The sequence below is a fragment of the Litchfieldella qijiaojingensis genome (genome assembly GCF_014651875.1).
Lineage (GTDB): Bacteria > Pseudomonadota > Gammaproteobacteria > Pseudomonadales > Halomonadaceae > Litchfieldella > Litchfieldella qijiaojingensis.
In genome coordinates, this window is the sequence record NZ_BMXS01000007.1 from 1 (window position 1) to 21,955 (window position 21,955).

General features: G+C 61.4%; 13 protein-coding genes. 5 read left to right on the forward strand and 8 right to left on the reverse strand.

Going from position 1 to position 21,955, the window contains the following annotated elements; genetic code table 11:
* Nucleotides 1-468: 468 nt before the first annotated feature.
* The 6 genes from rpsA to gyrA all read right to left on the reverse strand — a co-directional run bounded on the left by rpsA (nt 469) and on the right by gyrA (nt 11,008).
* Complete coding sequence (rpsA, locus tag IE093_RS08590; protein ID WP_189468183.1) at nt 469-2,145, reverse strand: 30S ribosomal protein S1; 1,677 nt, start codon at nt 2,143-2,145, stop codon at nt 469-471.
* Between the two features lie 186 nt (nt 2,146-2,331).
* The gene (gene cmk / locus IE093_RS08595; protein WP_189468185.1) at nt 2,332-3,027 is read right to left on the reverse strand and encodes a (d)CMP kinase; all 696 of its coding nucleotides are present in this window, start codon (nt 3,025-3,027) and stop codon (nt 2,332-2,334) included.
* Nucleotides 3,024-5,303, reverse strand: coding sequence for a bifunctional prephenate dehydrogenase/3-phosphoshikimate 1-carboxyvinyltransferase (locus IE093_RS08600; RefSeq protein WP_189468187.1), 2,280 nt, complete (start codon nt 5,301-5,303; stop codon nt 3,024-3,026). Before IE093_RS08600 ends, cmk begins: the two co-directional genes overlap by 4 nt.
* Before the next feature lie 2 nt (nt 5,304-5,305).
* The gene (gene pheA / locus IE093_RS08605; RefSeq protein ID WP_189468189.1) at nt 5,306-6,397 is read right to left on the reverse strand and encodes a prephenate dehydratase; all 1,092 of its coding nucleotides are present in this window, start codon (nt 6,395-6,397) and stop codon (nt 5,306-5,308) included.
* 539 nt (nt 6,398-6,936) lie between these two features.
* On the reverse strand, nt 6,937-8,019 hold the full coding sequence (serC, locus tag IE093_RS08610; RefSeq protein WP_189468190.1) for a 3-phosphoserine/phosphohydroxythreonine transaminase: 1,083 nt from the start codon (nt 8,017-8,019) through the stop codon (nt 6,937-6,939).
* Nucleotides 8,020-8,332: 313 nt separating this feature from the next.
* Nucleotides 8,333-11,008: a DNA gyrase subunit A gene (gene gyrA, locus IE093_RS08615; protein WP_189468192.1), complete on the reverse strand. Its 2,676-nt coding sequence runs from the start codon at nt 11,006-11,008 to the stop codon at nt 8,333-8,335.
* A 218-nt stretch (nt 11,009-11,226) separates the two neighbouring features.
* Here gyrA and IE093_RS08620 point away from each other — a divergent pair, with 218 nt between their 5' ends.
* The 5 genes from IE093_RS08620 (at nt 11,227) to IE093_RS08640 (ending at nt 17,630) form a co-directional block, all read left to right on the forward strand.
* A complete protein-coding gene (locus tag IE093_RS08620) occupies nt 11,227-12,153 on the forward strand; it encodes a recombination-associated protein RdgC (RefSeq protein WP_189468194.1) in 927 nt (308 codons plus the stop codon).
* A 24-nt stretch (nt 12,154-12,177) separates the two neighbouring features.
* Entirely contained in the window at nt 12,178-13,362 is a 1,185-nt protein-coding gene (locus tag IE093_RS08625) for a 1-acyl-sn-glycerol-3-phosphate acyltransferase (protein ID WP_189468196.1), read from the forward strand.
* Between the two features lie 142 nt (nt 13,363-13,504).
* Nucleotides 13,505-14,680 (forward strand): cation diffusion facilitator family transporter, encoded by a 1,176-nt coding sequence (locus tag IE093_RS08630; protein WP_189468198.1) that lies wholly within the window; start codon nt 13,505-13,507, stop codon nt 14,678-14,680.
* A 282-nt stretch (nt 14,681-14,962) separates the two neighbouring features.
* Nucleotides 14,963-15,670 (forward strand): transglutaminase-like cysteine peptidase, encoded by a 708-nt coding sequence (locus IE093_RS08635; RefSeq protein ID WP_189468200.1) that lies wholly within the window; start codon nt 14,963-14,965, stop codon nt 15,668-15,670.
* A 46-nt stretch (nt 15,671-15,716) separates the two neighbouring features.
* Nucleotides 15,717-17,630 carry an EAL domain-containing protein gene (locus IE093_RS08640; RefSeq protein WP_189468202.1) on the forward strand — a complete coding sequence of 638 codons (1,914 nt, stop codon included), beginning with the start codon at nt 15,717-15,719 and terminating at the stop codon, nt 17,628-17,630.
* Nucleotides 17,631-17,682: 52 nt separating this feature from the next.
* Here IE093_RS08640 and IE093_RS08645 read toward each other — a convergent pair whose 3' ends face one another.
* Both IE093_RS08645 and IE093_RS08650 read right to left on the reverse strand, forming a co-directional pair.
* Nucleotides 17,683-21,375 carry a retention module-containing protein gene (locus tag IE093_RS08645; protein WP_189468204.1) on the reverse strand — a complete coding sequence of 1,231 codons (3,693 nt, stop codon included), beginning with the start codon at nt 21,373-21,375 and terminating at the stop codon, nt 17,683-17,685.
* Between the two features lie 157 nt (nt 21,376-21,532).
* Entirely contained in the window at nt 21,533-21,871 is a 339-nt protein-coding gene (locus IE093_RS08650; RefSeq protein WP_189468206.1) for a tryptophan synthase subunit beta like protein, read from the reverse strand.
* Nucleotides 21,872-21,955: the final 84 nt, after the last annotated feature.

The window sequence follows — 21,955 nt, forward strand, 5'->3', positions numbered from 1 at the left end:
CGGCCGGATCGCCGCCACGGCGGCTTTTACCGGAAACGGGGCACTGCCCAATGTGTAGGCGCGCCCGTGGGCGCGATGGCAAGGCCACCCAAGCCGGCCTGACGGCCGGATCGCCGCCACGGCGGCTCCTACCGGAAAACGGGGCACCGCCAATGTGTAGGCGCGCCCGTGGGCGCGATGGAGGACCCACCCAAGCCGGCCTGACGGCCGGATCGCTGCCACGGCGGCTCCTACAGGAAAATGGGCACTGCCAATGTGTAGGCGCGCCCGTGGGCGCGATGGCAAGGCCACCCAAGCCGGCCTGACGGCCGGATCGCCGCCACGGCGGCTCCTACAGGAGCATTCGTGCCTCAGTTCGAGCTTCGTGACACCTGCTTCATCGCGACCACGGCCGCTTTTGCAACAAAAAACGCCGCTCCCTTGGGAGCGGCGTTTCTGGTTCCGGGACCTTGTCGCGTCAGGCGACGATCAGTCCTGACCCATCTGCTGCTTGATCAGGTCGCCGATGGTGGTCGGGCCACCGGAATCGACTTCCTGCTCGCGCAGTTTCTTCATGCTCTGGCGAGTGTCGTCCTGATCCTTGGCCTTGATCGACAGGCTGATAGCGCGGTTCTTGCGATCCACCCCGATGATGCGGGCCTCGACGCTGTCGCCAATGTTGAGCACATTGCGGGCGTCTTCGACACGGTCGGCGCTGATTTCGGAGGCTTTGAGCACGGCGACGACATCGGTCGCCAGCTCGACATGGGCTTCCTTGGCGTCGATGTCGACGACACGGCCGGTCACTATCGAGCCCTTGTCGTTGACGGCCAGGAACTCGGCTACCGGGTCGGTATCGAGCTGCTTGATGCCCAGCGAGATACGCTCACGCTCCGGGTCGATGGAAAGAATGACGGCTTCGACTTCGTCACCCTTCTTGTACTGGCGAACGGCTTCTTCGCCAGTATCGGTCCAGGAGATGTCGGACAGGTGCACCAGGCCGTCGATACCGCCTTCCAGGCCGATGAAGATACCGAAGTCGGTGATCGACTTGATGCTGCCGGAAACGCGGTCGCCCTTGTTGTAGCGCGCGCTGAAGTCTTCCCACGGGTTGGTGGTGCACTGCTTGATACCCAGGGAGATACGACGACGCTCCTCGTCGATGTCCAGCACCATGACTTCCACTTCGTCGCCGACCTGCACGACCTTGGACGGGTGGATGTTCTTGTTGGTCCAGTCCATTTCGGAGACGTGGACCAGACCCTCGACCCCCTCTTCCAGCTCGGCGAAACAACCGTAGTCGGTGAGGTTGGTGACGTGGGCGATGACCTTGGTGCCTTCCGGATAGCGATCCTTGATGTTGACCCAGGGATCTTCACCCAGTTGCTTGAGACCCAGGGAAACACGGTTGCGCTCACGGTCGAACTTGAGCACCTTGACATTGATCTCGTCGCCCACGGCCACGATCTCGGACGGATGCTTGATACGCTTCCAGGCCATGTCGGTGATGTGCAGCAGGCCGTCGACGCCACCCAGGTCCACGAAGGCACCGTAGTCGGTGAGGTTCTTGACGATACCCTTGATCTGCTGCCCTTCCTGCAGGGTGGCCAGCAGGGCTTCACGCTCGGCGCTGTTCTCGGCCTCGAGCACGGCGCGACGTGAAACGACCACATTGTTGCGCTTGGGATCGAGCTTGATGACCTTGAAGTCCAGTTCCTTGTTTTCGAGGTGTGCGGTATCGCGCACCGGGCGCACGTCCACCAGGGAACCGGGGAGGAAGGCACGGATGGAGGCCACGTCGACGGTGAAGCCGCCCTTGACCTTGCCGTTGATCACGCCCTTGACGATCTCTTCCTTCTCAAAAGCAGCTTCCAGCTCTTTCCAGGCTTCGGCACGCTTGGCCTTTTCGCGAGACAGACGTGTCTCACCGAAACCGTCCTCGACGGCTTCCAGGGCGACCTTGACTTCGTCACCCACGGCAATAGTCAGTTCGCCATTGTCGTCGCGGAATTGGGCAGCGGGAATCTGGCCCTCGGACTTCAGGCCGGCATTGACGATGATCCAGTCACCCTCGATGTCGACGACGGTCGCCATGACGATGGCGCCCGGTTCCATATTGATGTCCTGGAGAGACTGTTCAAACAACTCAGCAAAGCTTTCGCTCATGATGTTCCTACGTGATCAACGTTGATAGCGGCTCGCCGCCTTCTCCGCACCACCAGCGAGTGCGGGCCTACTCCACTAATCCCCGGGGACGTTGGCGCTGGTTCGACCTGGTCAGGCTCTCGGCTTCCAAGGAACGTCTCGCCTGGCCACGTCATGACGTCTGGCCGGGGGCTCCGCAAGGGATTGTCAGGCGTCGGAGACCAAACCTCGCTCGGCGAGGAAGGTCGTCACCCGATCCACCACTTCCGGTATCGTCAGGTGCGTGGTGTCCAACTCGATGGCGTCTTCCGCCGGTACGAGAGGGGCCACACTGCGCTGCATATCGCGCGCATCGCGCGCCTGTATTTCCTTTAAAAGACTCGACAGACTAGCATCTTCGCCGGCTTCTCGCAACTGGAGGTAACGTCGCTTGGCGCGTTCCTCGGCGCTTGCGGTGAGGAATATCTTGAGTTCGGCATCGGGAAACACGATAGTCCCCATGTCACGACCGTCGGCAACCAACCCCGGCGGTTTTTGAAAATCGCGCTGGCGCCGTAACAGCGCCCGGCGCACCCGCGGCAAGGCCGCCACCACGGAAGCACGATCGCCGGCTTGCTCGGTGCGGATGACGTCGCTGACGTCCTCGCTTTCGAGAAACACCCGACTCCCCTCGTCACCAGGAACGAAGACCACATCGAGGTTGGCCGCCAGCGGCTCCAGGGCATCTTCGTTGTCGAGCTTGATGTTGTGGCGAGCCGCCGCCAGCGCCGTCAGCCGGTATAGGGCGCCGGAATCCAGCAGATGCCAGCCCAGGCGCTCGGCGACCAGGCGGCTGATGGTGCCCTTGCCGGCACCGCCGGGGCCATCGATGGCCAGCACCGGCGCCGCTGCTTGCTCTGTCATGCGTCATCCCTCCGATCCTCGTCGACTCCCAGGCCGACACTACGCGCCAGTTCGATGAAGCCCGGAAAGGACGTCGCCACATTGGCGCAGTCGTCGATGACGATCTCGTCGCGCGCCCGCAGTCCAGCTACGGTAAACGCCATGGCGATGCGGTGATCACCCAGGCTGTCGATTCGCCCGCCACCATAGCTGGGGCTTTCGCCGTCCTTCTGGTCGTCAAGACAGCCCACGATGTCGATGCCATCATCGTAAAGACGATTCTCGACGCCCAATACCGCCAGGCCGTCGGCCATGGCCTGGAGGCGGTCCGACTCCTTGACGCGCAACTCCTCGGCACCGCGCAAGCGGGTCACGCCACGGGCATTGGCGGCGGCGACGAACAGCGCCGGGAATTCGTCGATGGCCAGTGGCACCTGATCCCGAGGAATCTCGATCCCTGTTAACGGAGCATAGCGCACACGAATGTCGGCGACAGGTTCGCCCCCCACTTCATGTTCATTGGATAGTGTGAGATCAGCGCCCATCGCCTGCAAGATATTGATTACCCCGATTCGTGTGGGGTTGATGCCGACATGTTCCAGGGTCAGATCCGACCCCGGGGTGATGGCCGCCGCAACCAGGAAGAAGGCTGACGAGGAGATGTCCGAGGGCACATCGATCGGCCCAGCAATAAGCTTGCCGCCGCCTTGCAGCCAAGCGGTGTCGCCCTGACGCTCTACCGGGTAGCCGAAGCCGTTGAGCATGCGTTCGGTATGGTCGCGGGTCGGTGCTGGCTCGCGCACCCGGGTCTCGCCCTCGGCGTACATGCCCGCGAGCAGCAGGCAGGATTTCACTTGGGCGCTGGCCATCGGCATGTCGTAAGTGATGCCCTTTAGCGTCTGACCACCCTTGATCCTGAGTGGTGGGCGGCCGCCTTCGGCGGTGTCGATCACTGCTCCCATCTGACGCAACGGATCGGCCACCCGACCCATGGGGCGCTTGGTCAGCGAGGCATCGCCAGTCAACTCGGTATCGAAGGCCTGGCCGGCCAGCAACCCGGCGAATAGACGCATGGCGGTACCGGCGTTGCCCACGTAAAGGGGACCAGCCGGTTTCTTCAAACCGTGCATGCCGACGCCATGGATGGTCACCCGCCCTTGGTGCGGCCCTTCGATGGCCACGCCCATTTCGCGGAAGGCTTGCAGTGTGGCCAGACTATCCTCGCCCTCGAGAAATCCCTTGACCTCGGTGATGCCTTCGGCCAGCGCACCGAGCATGATCGAACGATGCGAGACCGACTTGTCGCCAGGAACCCGGATCTGACCGGAGACGCTACCACCGGGGGCAACCCGGTAACGAAGGTTGTTGTGTTCCATGTTCTGATAACCCGCCTGATAACTGGTCTGGTTCAAGAGCGTATCGAAATAGTGGCGTGCATGGCTGGCGCGGTCGAAAGTGGCCAGCATGCTATCGCCGTCGCCGGTTTCCACCGCCTGGCGCAATCGAGCCACGCCGGCCTCGAAGTCGTTCAGTGCAGTGAGTACGGCATCGCGGTTGGCAAGAAAGATGTCACGCCACATCACCGGGTCGCTGCCGGCGATACGTGTGAAATCGCGAAAGCCACCGGCGGCGTAACGGAAGATCTCCAGGCGTTCGTCCTGGCGTGCCAAGGTATCCACCAGAGAGAAGGCCAGCAGATGTGGCAAGTGACTGGTACGCGCCAGCACCTGGTCATGGCGCTCGACGTCCATTTCCAGCACCTCGGCACCACAAGCTAGCCACAGGGCACGAACCCGGGCCAACGCCAGGGGGTCGGTATCAGCCTGGGGCGTGAGAATCACCTTGTGCTGGCGATAGAGATCCGGATTGGCGGCCGCCACCCCGCTCTTCTCGGAGCCGGCGATGGGGTGGCCGAGAACGACATTGGCCGGCAGCCGCCCGAAGGCTCTGCGGGCGCTGTCGCGTATCGCTGCCTTGGTGCTGCCGACATCGGTGATCACGACACGAACGCCAGCATCGTCGATACGGGCGGCCAACTCGTGCATCACGCTGTCCATGGCCAGCACTGGTACCGCGAGCACGATCATGGTACTGCCGCTGACCAGGGAGGAAAGCTGGGTATCTCCGCTGTCGATGACACCCATCGCGATGCCGCGGGCGATCTCGTCGAGATCGCGGTCGCAGGCCACGATCTCGCCCTTGAAGCCGGAACGCTTGAGCGCCGCCGCCAGCGAGCCGCCAATCAGGCCAAGGCCAACGATCAGGATGCGGGATTCGTCGACAACCGCCTGTTGCATGATCAGAGCACACCCACGGGATAGGATCCCAGAACCTTGAGCTCCGCAGAGCGCAGCCGAACTTCCTCGAGTACCGCTTCGACCACCGGGTCTTCACAATGGCCTTTGAAGTCGATGAAGAACACGTAGTTCCACACTCCAGTACGCGATGGGCGCGTTTCCAGGCGCGTGAGATCGATCTGGTGGCGGTGGAACGGTTCGAGCAGGTCGTGCAGCGCACCCGGCTGGTTACGCATCGCTACCACGATGGAGGTCTTGTCCTCGCCGGACATCGGCACTTGCTGGTTGCCGATGATCAGGAAGCGAGTCGAGTTGTCCGGGCGATCCTCGATCTTCTCGGCGATCTTCTCAAGGTCATACAGCTTGGCCGCCATGTCGCCGGCGATGGCGGCGCTGTGCCATTCAGTCTTGACCAGCTTGGCAGCCTCGGCGTTGGAGGCAACCGGTACCCGCTCGGCATGCGGGTAGTGGGAGTCGAGCCACTTGCGGCACTGGGCGAAGGACTGGGGGTGCGAGTAGATTCGCGAGACCTTTTCCTTGCGCGTGGTGCTGGAGATCAGCAGGTGATGATGAATGCGCAACACGACTTCGCCGCAGATGCACATGGAGGAGTCCATGAATGAATCCAGGGTGTGATTGACTACCCCTTCAGTAGAGTTTTCCACCGGCACCACGCCGTAGTTGGCGGCACCGGCCTCCACTTCGCGGAACACTTCGTCGATGGCGGCCATCGGTAGGCTGACGGCGCTGTCGCCGAAATGCTTGAGCGCGGCCTGCTGGGTGAAGGTGCCCTCGGGCCCGAGGTAGGCCACCTTGATCGGCCGTTCCAGCGCCAGGCAGGCCGACATGATCTCGCGAAACAGTCGTGCCATCTCCTCGCTGTCGAGAGGCCCCTTGTTGAGCGCCATGATGCGCCTGAGCACTTGGGCCTCGCGCTCGGGACGGTAGAAGACGGCATCCGGATCGACCTGCGTCTTGATCTCCGCCACCTGCTGGGCACATTCGGCACGCTCACTGATCAGGCGCAGGATGTCCGCGTCCAAGCGGTCGATGCGCTCGCGCAGTTCGTCGAGATTGCTGGGGATGTCAGTCATTGATGGTTCCTCGAATCAACCCCGGATTCTTGATGTATCGGCATTGGCTCCATACCTGTTTCCCGCTTGGGTGGCCTTGCCATCGCGCCCACGGGCGCTCCTACACATTGGCGGCGCCCCATTTTCCTGTAGGAGCCGCCGTGGCGGCGATCCGGCCGTCAGGCCGGCTTGGGCGGCCTTGCCATCGCGCCCACGGGCGCTCCTACACATTGGCGGCGCCCCATTTTCCTGTAGGAGCCGCCGTGGCGGCGATCCGGCCGTCAGGCCGGCTTGGGTGGCCTCGCCATCGCGCCCGCGGGCGCTCCTACACATTGGCGGCGCCCCATTTTCCTGTAGGAGCCGCCGTGGCGGCGATCCGGCCGTCAGGCCGGCTTGGGCGGCCTCGCCATCGCGCCCGCGGGCGCTCCTACACATTGGCGGCGCCCCATTTTCCTGTAGGAGCCGCCGTGGCGGCGATCCGGCCGTCAGGCCGGCTTGGGTGGCCTCGCCATCGCGCCCGCGGGCGCTCCTACAAGAAAGCATTGTGCCACCATGCAATTTTATCCCCTTCGTTTCTCGAAATCGGCCATGAAGGAGATCAGCGCGTCGACACCTTCCTCGGGCACGGCGTTGTACAAGCTGGCGCGCATGCCGCCGACACTGCGGTGGCCCTTGAGGTTGAGCAGGCCAGCAGCGTCGGCTTCCTCGAGGAAGGGTTGGTTCAGGCGCTCGTCGGCGAGCACGAAAGGTACATTCATGCGTGAACGGTTGCGCGGCGCGATGGGGTTGGAATACAAACCGCTGGCGTCGATGGCGGCATATAGCTTGGTCGCCTTACGCTCGTTGATGGCGCGCATGGCTTCAAGGCCGCCGATATCGTTCTTCAGCCAGTCGAACACCAGACCGGCCAGATACCAGGAATAGGTCGCCGGGGTGTTGACCATCGAGCCCTGCTCGGCCATGAGCTTGTAGTTGAACATGGTCGGGATATCCGGCCGGGCCTGGTCGAGCAGGTCGTCGCGCACGATGACTAACACCAAGCCGGCCGGGCCGATGTTCTTCTGTGCGCCGGCATAGATCACCCCGAAGCGGGAGACATCCAACGGCCCAGAGAGAATGGACGATGACATGTCGCAGGTCACGGGCACGGCCGCTTCGGGGATGTAGTCGAATTCGAGCCCGCCAATGGTTTCGTTGGCGGTGTAGTGCAGGTAAGCCGCATCGCTGGAGAGTTGGATCTCCTCCTGCCGAGGCGCTTCGGTCAACCCGTTGGCCTCGCTGGACGCGGCGATATGCGCCCCGAACAAATGGCGAGACTCGGCGACCGCTTTCTTGCTCCAGATCCCGGTATACAGAAAATTCGGCGTACCGCCGGCCCCCAGCAGGTTGTAGGGCAGCATGGCGAACTGCAAGGAGGCACCGCCCTGCAGGAACAGCACCCGGTAGTTATCCGGAACCGCCAGCAGCTCGCGCAGGTCTCGCTCTGCCTGTTCGGCGATGGCGGTGTATTCCGGGCTACGGTGACTCATCTCCATCACGGACAGGCCGCGCCCATGATAGTCGAGCATTTCTTCCCGGGCGCGTTCCAGTACCTTGGTCGGCAGGGCCGCCGGGCCAGCGCAGAAGTTATAGTGACGTGTCATCAGCGTTGTGTTCCCGATTCGTTCCATCGCGGCTGCAGCCGCTCCAACAGGGGCATTCGTGCTTAAATTCGAGCATGGTGGCCCCTTCTTCATCGCGCAGCGGAGCTGCGCTCCCACCACAGCAATATCACCAGCCGCAGCCCTTGTGGGAACGCAGATTCTCTGCGCGATCCGGCCGCCAGGCCGGCTGAACTCCCACCACAGCAATATCACCAGCCGCTGCCCTTGTGGGAGCGCAGATTCTCTGCGCGATCCGGCCGCCAGGCCGGCTGAGCTCCCACAACCCCAGAGGCCTAGTTGCCCCGGTAGGGGTTCACACTTCTTCGTTGGTTTCCGGCTCTTCTTCCGGCTCGCTGTCATCTGGCTCGTCAATACGCACTGTCTTGACCAGGTTTTCGCCTTCGCCAAGGCGAATCAGCATCACGCCCTGGGTATTGCGCGAGCTGACCGAGACTTCTTCGACGCGGGTACGCACCAGGGTGCCCTTGTCAGTGATCAGCATCATCTCGTCGTTGCCGTAGACCTGCATCGCGGCAACCATGGCGCCGTTGCGCTCACTGGTCTGCATGGCGATCACGCCTTGGCCGCCACGCCCACGCAGCGGGAACTCCTCGAGCCGACTGCGCTTGCCGTAGCCGTTTTCCGAGGCGGTGAGGATGTAGATCTGCCCGCCATTACCACCCATGCCATTACCATTACTATTGCCGTTGCCGTTTTCGGCATCGGCGGCGTCCTCGGCATCCGCTTCGGCATCGATCTGCTGCGACTGCGGAATGATCAGGCTGATCACTTCGGCATCGCCGAGCAGTTTCATGCCACGCACACCACGCGCGGTACGCCCCATGGCGCGCACATTGGATTCTTCGAAGCGAATTGCCTTGCCGTTGGACGACAGCAGCATGACGTGGTCTTTGCCGGAAGTCACGGACGCCCCTACCAGGCGGTCGCCCTCTTCCAGGTCGATGGCGATCAAGCCCACGCTGCGTGGCCGCGAGAACTGGTCAAGAGTGGTGCGCTTGACAGTGCCCTTGGCGGTGGCGAAGAAGATGTAACTGTCCTCGCGATATTCGTGCACCGGCAGGATGGCATTGATCGACTCGCCTGCGTCCAACGGCAGCAGGTTGACCAGCGGCTTGCCACGCGAGCCGCGGCTGGCGTTGGGCATCTCATAGACCTTGAGCCAGTAGACCTTGCCCTTATTGGAGAACAGCAGCACCGTGTCATGGGTCGAGGCCACCAGCAGGTGTTCGATGACGTCCTCGTCCTTCATCGCGGTGGCCGACTTGCCGCGCCCGCCACGCCGTTGGGCCTGGTAGTCGGAGAGCGGTTGGGTCTTGGCGTAACCGCTGCGGGAAATGGTTACTACCATGTCCTCTTCGGCGATCAGGTCCTCGATGCGCAGGTCCAGGTGACTGATCTGGATCTCGGTACGGCGCTCGTCGCCGAATTGGTCGCGAATCGCCTCGAGCTCTTCGCGGATCACCTCCAGCAGGCGGTCGGCAGAGGCCAGGATCGCGGTCAGTTCGGCGATCTTCTCGAGGATGCCCAGATACTCGTCGAGCAGTTTTTCGGTCTCGAGACCGGTCAGGCGATGCAGGCGCAGTTCGAGGATGGCCTGGGCCTGAGCCGGCGACAGTCGGTATTCGCGTCCGGCCTGGTCGAGGCCGTAGCCTTCCTCAAGCTCCTCGGGTTTGCACGAGGTGGCGCCGGCACGCTCGAGCATGCCGGTGACCTGCCCCGGCTGCCAGGTTCTGGCGAGCAATTTTTCCTTGGCTTCGGCGGCGGAAGGTGAGGCCTTGATCAGCTCGATGACCTCATCGATGTTGGAGATCGCCACCGCCAGGCCTTCGAGGAGATGGCCGCGCTCGCGCGCCTTCTTCAACTCGTAGAGGGTGCGCCGGGTGACCACTTCACGACGATGGCGAATGAACGCCTCGAGCATTTCCTTGAGGTTCAGCGTCTTCGGTTGACCGTCGTCGAGCGCCACCATGTTGATGCCGAAGACGTTCTGCAACTGTGTCTGGGCAAACAGGTTGTTGACCACCACCTCGCCGGATTCGCCGCGCTTGACCTCGATCACTACGCGCAGGCCGTCCTTGTCGGACTCGTCACGCAGCTCGGCGATGCCGTCGATCTTCTTGTCCTTGACCAGTTCGGCGATCTTCTCGATCAGCCGGGCCTTGTTCACCTGGTAAGGCAGTTCGTTGACGATGATATGGTCGCGACCGGTCTTGTCGTCGTGTTCGATGGTATGGCGGGCCCGCACGTAGATACGCCCGCGGCCGGTACGGTAGGCCTCGAGGATGCCCGCCTTGCCGTTGATGATGCCGCCGGTGGGGAAATCAGGGCCAGGGATGTATTCCATCAAGTCGTCGACGGAAAGCGTGTAGTCATCGATCAACGCCAGACAGGCATTGACCACTTCGCGCATGTTGTGCGGCGGAATGTTGGTCGCCATGCCTACCGCAATGCCCGAGGAACCGTTGATCAACAGGTTGGGCACCTTGGTCGGCAACACGTCGGGGATGCGCTCGGTCCCGTCGTAGTTGTCGACCCAATCGACGGTATCCTTGTCGAGGTCGGCCAGCAGCTCGTGCGAGAGCTTGGCCATGCGTACCTCTGTGTAACGCATGGCGGCGGCGTTATCGCCATCGATGGAACCGAAGTTACCTTGGCCATCGACCAGCACATGGCGCATCGAGAAGTCCTGAGCCATGCGCACGATGGTGTCGTAGACGGCGCTGTCACCATGCGGGTGGTACTTACCGATGACGTCACCAACCACACGGGCGGACTTCTTGTAGGGCTTGTTCCAGTCGTTGCCGAGCTCGTGCATGGCGAAGAGCACGCGCCGATGCACTGGCTTCAGGCCATCGCGCACGTCGGGCAACGCCCGGCCGATGATCACGCTCATCGCGTAATCGAGGTACGACTGCTTGAGTTCGTCCTCGATGTTGACTGGCAGAATCTCTCTGGCGATGTCACCCATGGGTCGTCAAATCCTTTGTACTGCGACAAGTTGGCGCTGCGAGAAGCTTGTCGAATAGCGGCTTACAATAGGCGGGGATTATACCACCGCGAGCGCCACAAAGGCAGCGGCGTGGAGGAGACACCCCGGGATTCGACGCTCACCTGCCTTGCAGCGCTGGCACCAGCCTTTCCCTTTGGCCATAATGTGCATCCTTTTGACGAGGACACCTCTTTTCCATGTGGTTCAAAAACTTGCATCTATACCGCCTGCATGAGACCCCCGATATCGCCCTCGAGGCGTTGGAGGAGGCGCTTGGCGACCAGGCTCATCGCCCGCTGGGCGGCAGCGAGGCTCGTCGCCTGGGTTGGTGCGCTCCAGCGGGCCGTCATGGCAATCGGCATGTGCATGAGGTCCAGGGCCAGCGCCTGCTGACGGCGCTACGCCAGGAGCGCTTACTGCCGGCTGGCGTGGTACGCGAGGAAGTCGAAACGCGTGCCGCCGATCGCGAGGTAGCCGAGGGGCGCCCCCTGCCACGTAAGGAAAAGCAGGCTCTCAAGGAGCAGGTCTACGAGGAATTCCTGCCACGCGCGTTCGTACGCAGCCAGCGCATCGAGCTATGGTGGGATACGCGCCGCGCCCTGATCGGCGTGAATGCTTCGAGCCGCAAGCGAGCGGAGGAGATCCTCGATCTGCTGAGACAGACGCTAGGCAGTCTCAAGGTCACGCCGTTGGCCACCCGAACCACACCGATTCGTGCCATGACGACGTGGCTGAACGACACGGCGACCCGCCCCCCGATGCTGATGCTGGGCGACCAGGTGGAACTCAAGGCCCAAGGTGACGATGGTGTACTGCGCGCGCGCCAGGTCGATCTCGACAGCGATGAGATCCAGACCGTGCTGGCCGGCGGTCGCCAGGCGACCAAGCTCGCCATGGAGCTGGAGGGTCAGCTATCGTTGGTGCTGCATGACGACTTGGCGCTGAAGTCGTTGCGCTTCGCCGATGCATTGCTGGATGAAGCCTCGCAGACCGATGATGGCGACGATGCCGTGTTGCGTCTGGAAACCGATTTCGCGCTGATGACACAAACTTTGTCGGCCGTGATCGAACAATTGATCGAGTGGCTGGGTGGTGAGGCACAAGCAGCCACCCCGACCCCCTGATACCGATATCGTGACTTTTCTATCGTGACTCTAGACTCGACAAGCGTACCGAAAAACGCCAATTCGCAAGCGTCGGACCCGTTCGCCGATATCCGTCCCTATCATGACGACGAGGTGGCCGAGGTACTGGCACGCCTGGCCGATAACGCTGAGTTGCTCGACGCTCTGACTCAGTACAAGCTGCCGCGTCTAGCGCGCTTCGTTCCCAAGCTGGCTCGCAGTATCGCCAGCTTCGCCCTGCGCCGGGAGATGCGCGGCGTGGACTCGGTGCGCGCGTTCCAGATGCGCATTGCCGGGTACATGCAGCGCATGATTCGCACCACCACCGACGCCTTCGAGGTGGAAGGGCTCGACAAGCTGGACCCCGGCACCGCCTACCTATTCATCGGCAACCACCGCGACATCGCTCTCGACCCGGCCTTCGTCAATTACGCCCTGTACCAGGCCGGTCGCGACACCGTGCGTATCGCGATCGGCGACAACTTGCTGCAGAAGCCCTATGTGTCCGACCTGATGCGGCTCAACAAGAGCTTCATCGTACCGCGTTCGGCCCGCGGCAAGCGTGCCATGCTGGCGGCGTATCAAGCGCTATCAAGCTATATTCGCCATTCGATCACCGTGGACAACCACTCGGTATGGCTGGCCCAACGCGAAGGACGCGCCAAGGACGGCATCGATCGTGCCGACCCGGCTATCATCAAGATGCTGACCATGGCGCACCGCCAGGCCGACAAGAACGCTGATTTCGGCGAAGCCATTCGCGAACTGCGCATGGTGCCGGTGTCGATCAGTTACGAGTACGATCCTTGCGATCTGCAGAAAGCCCGTGAGCTCTATGCCATGCATACCGAAGGGCGCTACCAGAAGGTCGAGTTCGAGGATATCCGCTCCATCGTCGCCGGCATCACCGGCGACAAGGGACGCATCAAGCTGACTTTCGGCAAGCCGCTGCCCGGCGACTTCGATACCCCCGATGCCGCTGCCGAGGAAATCGACCGTCAGGTGCTGGGTGGCTATCGCCTGTTCCCCAGCCATCAGCTTGCACTGGAGGCCAGTGGCCTGGCTCCCGACCTGCTGGAGCTCGACGAGGTAACCGACGCCGACCGCGAACGCTTCAATGCCCGCCTGGCCGAGGTTCCCACCCACTTGCGCGACTGGTGGCTGGCACAATATGCCAACCCCGTGCTCAACCGGGCGGGGAGGCTTTAAATTAGAGATAAGATGGAAGATGTAAGAAGGAAGATAGAAGGTGGAAGATGTAAGGAAGCACTGGTCTTCTTTCTTTATTCTTCCTACTTCAACCTTCCTTCTTCCCGCTGCGAAGCAGCGATCTCAACAGGAGCTTGCTCCCATGGCGCACCCCCACCAGGCCGATTTCGATGAGAGCGCCAAGACCCGGGATGCCTACCGCGTCACACTGATCGGCGCGGCACTGGATGGCGTATTGGGGTTGGCCAAGGTCATCGTTGGTGCGGTGGTCGGCTCGGCGGCACTGGTTGCCGACGGGGTGCATTCCTTCTCGGATCTGGTGACCGACGGTTTTGTCCTCGCCGCCACCCACTTCGGACGCCAGGCACCGGATACCAACCACCCCTATGGTCATGGGCGCATCGAAACGCTTGCCACCTTGTGGCTGGGCAGCATTCTGATCTTCATCGCCGGGGGGATCGCCTGGGCCAGCCTGACCCGGCTATACACCTTCACACCGATCAACGCTCCCGGCTATTGGGCCATCGGCCTGGCGGCAGCGGCATTGCTCGCCAAGGAATGGATCTTCCGCTACACCATGCGCGTGGCCAAGCGCGTGAGCTCCAAGTTGTTGGAGGCCAATGCCTGGCATTCCCGTTCAGACGCCCTGTCCACGGTCGTCGTGCTGATCGGCCTGACCGGCGCGCAATTCGGCACTGGCTGGCTGGACGCTGTCGCCGCCGTACTGGTCGCGCTGATGGTCGGCAAGGTCGGCGCTGGGCTGCTATGGGAATCCAGTCAAGAGTTGGTCGATACCGCTCTCCCCAAGGACGAGCAGCAACGCATGCGCGACGTCGCCGAGGAAGTACCCGACGTGTATAACGTGCACGACCTGCGCACTCGCACGGTGGGCGGGCACGTGCTGCTCGACCTGCATGTCGTGGTACCACCGCGGGTCACGGTGTCGGAAGCCCATGAGATCGGCAACGAGGTCAGCCGCCGGCTGCGCGACAGCTTCCCCAACCTGACCGACGTGACCTTCCACGTCGACCCGGAAAACGACGAAGGCAAGATCGACCCCAGCCTACTGCCCGGAATGCCGCTGCGCGAAGATGTCGAAGGCAAGCTCGATGAGGTATGGTCGCACCTACCAGCCTGGCAGTCTCGCGAGGCCTTGGATCTGCACTATCTCGGCAACCGGATCGATATCTCGGTCTACGTGCGCGAGCTTCCCGAGGGGCAGACACTCGCCGAAGCGGCTCAAGCCCTGCGTGAACATGCCGATAGCCTGTCATGGGTGGGGCGGTTGAGAGTTTGGCAGGGCCCCGGCAAGGCTTAGGAAACACTGATTTATTGCTGCGCTCGAAATCCTGGCCGCCGGCGGTACTCACTGTCCTCATGTAGCAGGCTACACTCCGGCAGTTCCGTTCCGGCGACGGCCAGCCTTTCTTCGCTCGCGACATAAATCAGCGCTCCCTTATTCCTTGAAGGAAGACTGACTGCGCTCGACCATAGTGGGTGTTACCAACCGGCTCACTTAGAAGATACTGAAATAGGAATCAACGTAACCGTTGTGTAAAGTGAAGTTGTTTCTGCGGCAACGCCAGGATGCCAGTGCCTGATGTCTCGATCCCAACCTTGTTCCCCCTTTCGCCCCGGGCGCCGGCGTTTCATGGCCGGGGTTGGAGCATTGCTGTTGGGGGCAGGGATCGGGCTTGTGCCCACGCCATTGACTGCCAACCTCGATCCTTCGCGTTTGCGCCAATCCATGCAGACCATGTATGGGAGCCGAGGCCTCACAACGCTGGAAGAGTGGTTCGCCCTCCTCGAGCAACTGGCCGGCAGTCCCATCGACGAGCAGCTTCGTGAAGTCAATCGCTTCTTCAATCGTCGTGTCCGCTGGCTCGACGATATCGACATCTGGGGACGTGAGGACTACTGGGCGACACCGTTGGAAACCTTGGGACGAGGCGAAGGCGATTGCGAGGATTACTCGATCGCCAAGTACATCACCTTGACGCAACTCGGCGTGCCCGTCGAGCGCTTGAGGATGATCTATGTCCGCGCCCGTATCGGCCGCAGCAATACCTCGCAAGCGCACATGGTGCTGGGCTACTACCGCCACCCCAGTGTCGAGCCGCTGATTCTCGACAACCTGGTGCCCTCGATCACTCCCGCCAGCCAGCGCACCGATCTCGACCCCGTGTTCAGCTTCAACAGCGATGGGCTGTGGGCTGGTGGCTCGACGCAATCGCGAGCCGATCCCACGCAACGATTGTCGCGTTGGCGTAGTGTACTGGGGAGAATGCAGGAGCAAGGATTTCTATGAATAACAACGCACAGATCGCAACGACTTCCGTGCAGGGAGAGCCACTATGTCACTGATCAAGCAACTCTGGCTGACCATCGCCATGCTGTTGCTGCTGGCTTTTGGCGGCAGCCTGGTCATCGGTGTCAGTGCCATACGGCACTACACCGAGCAAGAAGTGCGCATCAAGAACGCCGACAACGCCAACGCACTGGCTCTCTCCATGAGCCAAATGAACAAGGATCCGGTAACCATCGAACTCCTGCTTGCCGCTCAGTTCGATACTGGCCATTATCGCGCCATCGAGCTCCGTGATCCCGAAGGCGAGCTGATTCTCCGCCGCGAGAACGGTGAACACATAGAGGATGTACCGGGTTGGTTCGTCGACCTGACCCGCTTCTCGGTACCCGCTGGCCAAGCCGTGGTTCAGGACGGCTGGCGCCAGTATGGCACCATAGAGCTGCAAAGCCAGCACAGCTTCGCCTACCGCTCTCTATGGCAAAGTACGCAATACCTGATCGCCTGGTTCGGCCTCGCCGCCCTGGTCAGTGCCCTGCTCGCCTGGTGGATCGTCAAGAGCATCCGCCGCCCCCTTCACGCCGTGGTCACACAGGCACGGGATATCGGCAACCGGCGCTTCACCACGTCGAAAGAACCCTACACTCGTGAACTGCGGGATGTCGTGGTCGCCATGAACATGCTCTCCAGTAAGGTACGCGAAATGCTCACCCAGGAGAGCGAGAAGCTAGAACGGCTTAGACGCAAGCTTCAGCACGATGAAGTCACTGGCGTTGCCAACCGCAACCACTTCATGAAACTGCTGCAGACAGCACTGGATGCCGACGACCACTCCGGAGGCGGTACGCTGGTAATGCTGCGCGTGGCACGGCTGGCAACTCTCAACGACACCTTGGGACGGCAGGAAACCGATCAGTGGCTCAAGGAGATCACCCATGTCCTGAAGCATATCGCCACCGCGAGAAACGGCCAGGTCGGGCGTCTCAATGGCAGTGACTTCGCGCTGCTGCTGCCCGGAGAGGATAATCTTCGCGCCGTATCGCAGGAACTCAGGCGCTGCCTGCATCCCATCGCCGATAGTCACCACGTATCGATCGGCCTGCCCATGTCAATGCTGGAATATGCCGCAGGCGACGAACGCGGTGAACTGCTCAGCACCCTCGATGGCGCCCTGGCCAAGGCCGAGCTCGACGGTGACCGCGCCCTGGTGATTGCCCAAGGCAGTACCCGGCAGCCTCTCTATACCAGCCAGGAGGCGTGGCGGAGTGCATTGGAGCAGGCACTGGCCGAAGGCGTTCGCCTGGCCCGCTACCCGGTCCTCGATTCACAATCCCACGTCGTCCACTTCGAAAGCCCTTCGCGCCTCCATCTCCAAGGAGACTGGCAGCCCGCCGGCATGTTCATGCCGTGGGTATCGCGGCTGAGACTCAACGTGAACTATGACCTGGCCGTGGTCGAGGCGGCACTGACCGATATCGAAAGGCACGGCGAGCCTTTAGGCATCAACCTGTCGCCCCAAGCGGCCAGCGACGGAAGTTTCCTCGCCGGCGTGAAGCCTCGACTCGCCGCTCATCCAAAAGCAGCGGCCAAGTTGTGGCTGGAGCTGCCAGAATCGGTCGCCGTCCACTATCTGGAAGGCTTCCGCGGCTTGTGCCGCGAACTGCACACCTTCGGCTGTCGCATGGGGCTCGAGCACGTGGGGCCGGAGTTCACCCGTATCGCCGATCTGCACGACGTGGGTCTGGCCTATATCAAGATCGACGCCTCACTGGTCGAAGGCATCCAGCACAACAGCGAACAGCAGACCATCCTGCGCGGTATGGTGACCTTGTGCCACTCGATCGGCATTCTCGCCTTCGCCGAAGGAGTGAGTAACGAAAAAGAACATGCCGCGCTGGTGGATATCGGCCTGGATGGCGTCACTGGCCCCGGTATCCGGCAGGCGGCGCAAGAAGACGAGTAAAAAGCCCCACCCGGCATCGCCAAGTGGGGCCATGAGCCCGCCAGGGAGCGGCTTACTGATCGATGGTCAGTTGGCCGTTGTTGAGCATGTCCTGAATAAGTTCGGCATCGTATTGAACGCCTTTCAGGTGAATGGTTTGGTCCTCAGCACCGGCATCATAGCCATCGGCGAATCCACCGCTGGTGCTGACGTGGATCAGCGTACCACCCTCTCCATCGTCACTGGCATGCAAGTAGTTGCTGATGTCGCTATCGCGCTCCTGCAGTAGGTCGGAGAGGTCCAGTTTGTCGCCCTCATCGCTGCTGAAGTCCATCACCTCATCGATGGCGGCGTTACCCTCTTCACCCTGGTCACCCAAATTCCAGACGAAGGTATCGGCCCCCAAGCCGCCCATGAGGGTATCGTTGGCCGGTCCGCCTATCAGGATATCGTCACCGCCGCTTCCGTCGAGAGCATCGTCGCTGCCATTACCCTGAATGAAGTCATTGCCTTCGGTGCCTCGCAGGACATCACCATCCGCGTCCAGGGTGAAGTTCCAACTGGTCGTTGCCTGATCTCCATCGCCATCGGTAATGGTCGCAGAGAGCTCCAAGGTCTGGTCCGTACCTTCGATGATGGTGACGATTTCAGCCGAAGCCACGCCGAAGCCATTGCCTGTGTTATCCAAAGCACTGACGTAAACGGTATCGAACGCTTCGTCGGACGTTACGGTCCAGGTGCCATCACCGTTATCGTTGGCCTCGAACGCTTCCTGTTGGCCACTGTCCTTCCAGAAGGTTGGCATTTCTCCGGTATCGAGCCCCCAGAAACTGAACGTGATGCTGAAAACCGCCAACGGCTGCGCGCCTCCCGTGGGCTCATTCACGGTTGCATTGGAGCCATTTCCCGATGTCGACCAGCCTTCGCCATCGTAGAAGGTCAGTGCCAGGGTTTCGCTGGGATCGTCGACCGTAGAGCCTTCTGAAACCCCCAAGGCATTGTTGTTGTAGTTGACCGTGTCGTCGCCCAGGGCCTGGGCCATGACAATAATGGAACCACTCTCACCTATCGTGGCGGAACTCGAAAAATAGGCTGGTTCACCACTGTTGCCTCCCCCGAAACCACTGGAGAACCCCACCAACAACGAGGACTGGGAGCCATCCAAATGCCCCAACTGTGTCAATGTGTAGGAGCCGTCCGCATTGTAGGCAACGGTGAACACGACAACTTCGTTGTTGGCATCGTCGAGGTAATAAGCGTCCAGTGAGCCATCCGCGTGTTCCCGGTAAAGGAGATCATTCCCTTCCGAACTCAGGCGCTGTCCGGTTTCCGGGTTGAGCCAGTAGGTGCCATCGTTGTTACCCGACAGAGCGACCTTGGCACCTTGTTGGTCAGCCCCGAATGTAAACGGAATCTCATCGGTAAGGGACAAGCCCTGCTCGTTTGCCATCAAGGCAGTGCGGACAGGAGCCACCTGCGGCCCATCATCGGAGACATCGATGGTCAGAGTGCCAGTAGCGCTGTCGCCGTCGTCGTCGCTAGCCACTACCTCGATGCCGCTGATGCCCAGGCTGTCGACATTCACGCCATGCGGCAGGTTGCTCAGCAGTTCAGCGCTGACCGCGACCGTGCCGCTGGTCTGGGCGGCGATGGCACTGCCGTTCAGGCTCAGCTTGAGTACATCGGTGCCGTCAAGGCTGCCGATCAGATTGCCATCGCTATCGATCGCCCAACTTAACTCGCCGTCCAGCCCCGTGACAGTGATGTTGCTGGGGTTGCCAAAAGCAAACCCGGTAATGGCATCACTACCGGCGGTGAAGCTGAGCTGGCCGCTATCGCTGTCGGTGGCGTCATCAAGGGTGTCGACGTCGTCCAGCAGCAGGCTCAGGCTACCCCCGGCACCGGCTTCGTCGCCTGGCGTCGGACCACTGCCGTCGCTGACCGCGATGGTATGGCTATCACGCGCTTCATCGCCGTCACCATCGGTGGTCACCAAAGTGAAGGTGATATCGTCGTTATCGGTATCCACCCCAGGCACGAAGGTCCATGTACCATCGGTAGCGACCGTCAATTCACCGCTTGCGGTGGTAATGGTGTCACCTAGTTGGTAGGTCACACCGTCGTACTCGACCACTGTAGTGGCACCATCGGCGCCTTCCGTCACACTCCAACTGCCGATGACGCTTTCACTCCCTTCGGTGGCTTCGGCGGCACCCGAAATGCTGACACTGGGAATATCGTCGACGATATCAATCGTGAGACTTCCATCACTGGTACTGCCGTCACTGTCAGTTGCCACCAGTTCGAAGCTCTCCTGCACCTCGTCACCTTCTGTGGCGCCATCCAAGGTATAGCTCCAGCCGTAGCTGCCATCCTCGTTCAGCGTGACGACCAAGGTGCCGTAGACGCCCTGCACCGTACCACCACCGGTGACGTTCTGGCCGTTGATGGTCAGGCTGGTTAACGTGTCGTTGCCGGTATCGATGGTGAAACTGCCGCTGGAAGTGTGGGAATCGCTGCCAGCATCGCTGCCGCCAGGCAGACCGGCTTCGTCGACTTCGCTTGCTCCCGGCTCTAGCGTGAACACGGGGATGGAATCACCGGTGAGCTTCACTTCCACGGTGGAATTCTCATCGAGATTCTCGTAATTGCCGCCGGTAGTATCGGCGATGCTCAATTCAAGCGTCCCACCGCCGTCAGGCACGTCCGGTGACTCGAAGGTCACGTTTCCGCTGGTGACGCCGGCGGCGATGGTGATCGTCTCGCCGTTGGAGAGTTCGATTATCAGGTCGGTCTCAGGGGCGTTGTCGACTGTGGCGGTGACAGTGATCGCCTCGCCCTCGGTGACCTGCTCCGGCGCCGTCAGCGTGATGGTGGTAGTGTCGCTGTCGTCGACCACCGTGGCATCAACATCTTCACCAAGGGTGACCTGATCGAAGCCACCCCCACTTACAGAACCGATTCCGAAGCTTTCGGTTTCATTCCCCTGGCGATAGGCATCATCTTCACGACTATCGATCTGGATGCTCGCAGACGTTTGCCCTACAGGAATGACGATTTGCATGCCATTGGTGAGTGTGATCACCAGCGGTGAGCCGGTAGGTGCCGTACTGGTGGTTGCAGTTAGGGTGATTGGCTGCCCCTCGACAACGGTATCCGCATCGCTGTTCAGGGTAATGGTGGTTTCGACCGGCTCCGGAGTTGGGGTTGGGGTTGGAGTCGGGCTTGGAGTTGGAGTTGGATTTGGAGTCGGTTCTGGCGTGGTTTCTTGCTCATCGGTCACAGCCGCAGCCAATCCGTCTCCCTCGGCATCGATGAACTCGGCCGTCTGGGCGGAACCAAACTCGAATGCCAAGGGGTCCACCGACTCGGTGATCCGCGCCAGGCGAACAAAGTCGTGACCGCCGCCTTCGGCTCCGCCCCCGCCGGCACCGGCTGCGGTGGCATCGAGCAGCTCGAGCAGGTCGCCATCATCCTCGTCGATCGCGACGAGCAGAGCTTCGAGATCTTCATCGAGGACACTGGACTCGGCCACGTCGACGGGAGTTTCAGCATCCAATTCGGGCGTCATCGCCACTTGCTGACCGGGACCGATAAGCGCTGGTTCCAGACCATCGCCGAAATCGAGTTGGACACTTCCAGTGTCGGAAGTCACTAACGTCTCGCCTTCCTGCAAGACATCCCCCGGGCTCAACTCGCGCAGATTCCCATAGTCATCGCGCACCCAAGCCTGACCGGTAATGGAAAGAACGGTTGCGATACTCATGTGCCTGTGCCCCTGCCGTTAACGCCGTTTTTGGTATGGTATGAGGGTCAGGCTAGTAGAGAGGCACAGGAAAAATTATAGTACCGATGGACAGGGTAACAGAATGTTACTGCCAGGCTTCCATCGGCGATGGGTTAGTTTGCGTGGGGATTGGTAATCAAATCACCCCATCATCCTCTTCATCGCTTTCTCCCAGCAGATCGACGCTGTTGACCCGCCTGCGCAGCGACTGGCGAACCATCAGCTTCTCGCGGGCAGCATCCGGCAGATCGGTAAAGCTGATGATGCCCTTGTCCATCAGCAGCTCGATCACGTCCTCCAGCACGCGCACGAACTCCAGGTCAGAGTTGCGCAGTTCCTGCAGTTGTCGATCCTGATCTCGTCCAAGGAAAGCAAGCAACTCCGGCGAATCCGCTGCCAACGACTCCCTGCAATCAGGCGTCATGGTCTTGCTGACCAGCTCTATCCGGCCCTGCTCATCGCGTTTGATGTACATCAAAAACCTCCTACCCGGCTTGTTCGCTGCCAACATGCATCTCTGGCGACAGTGTAAGTGAAAAGGCCCCACCCGGCATCGCCG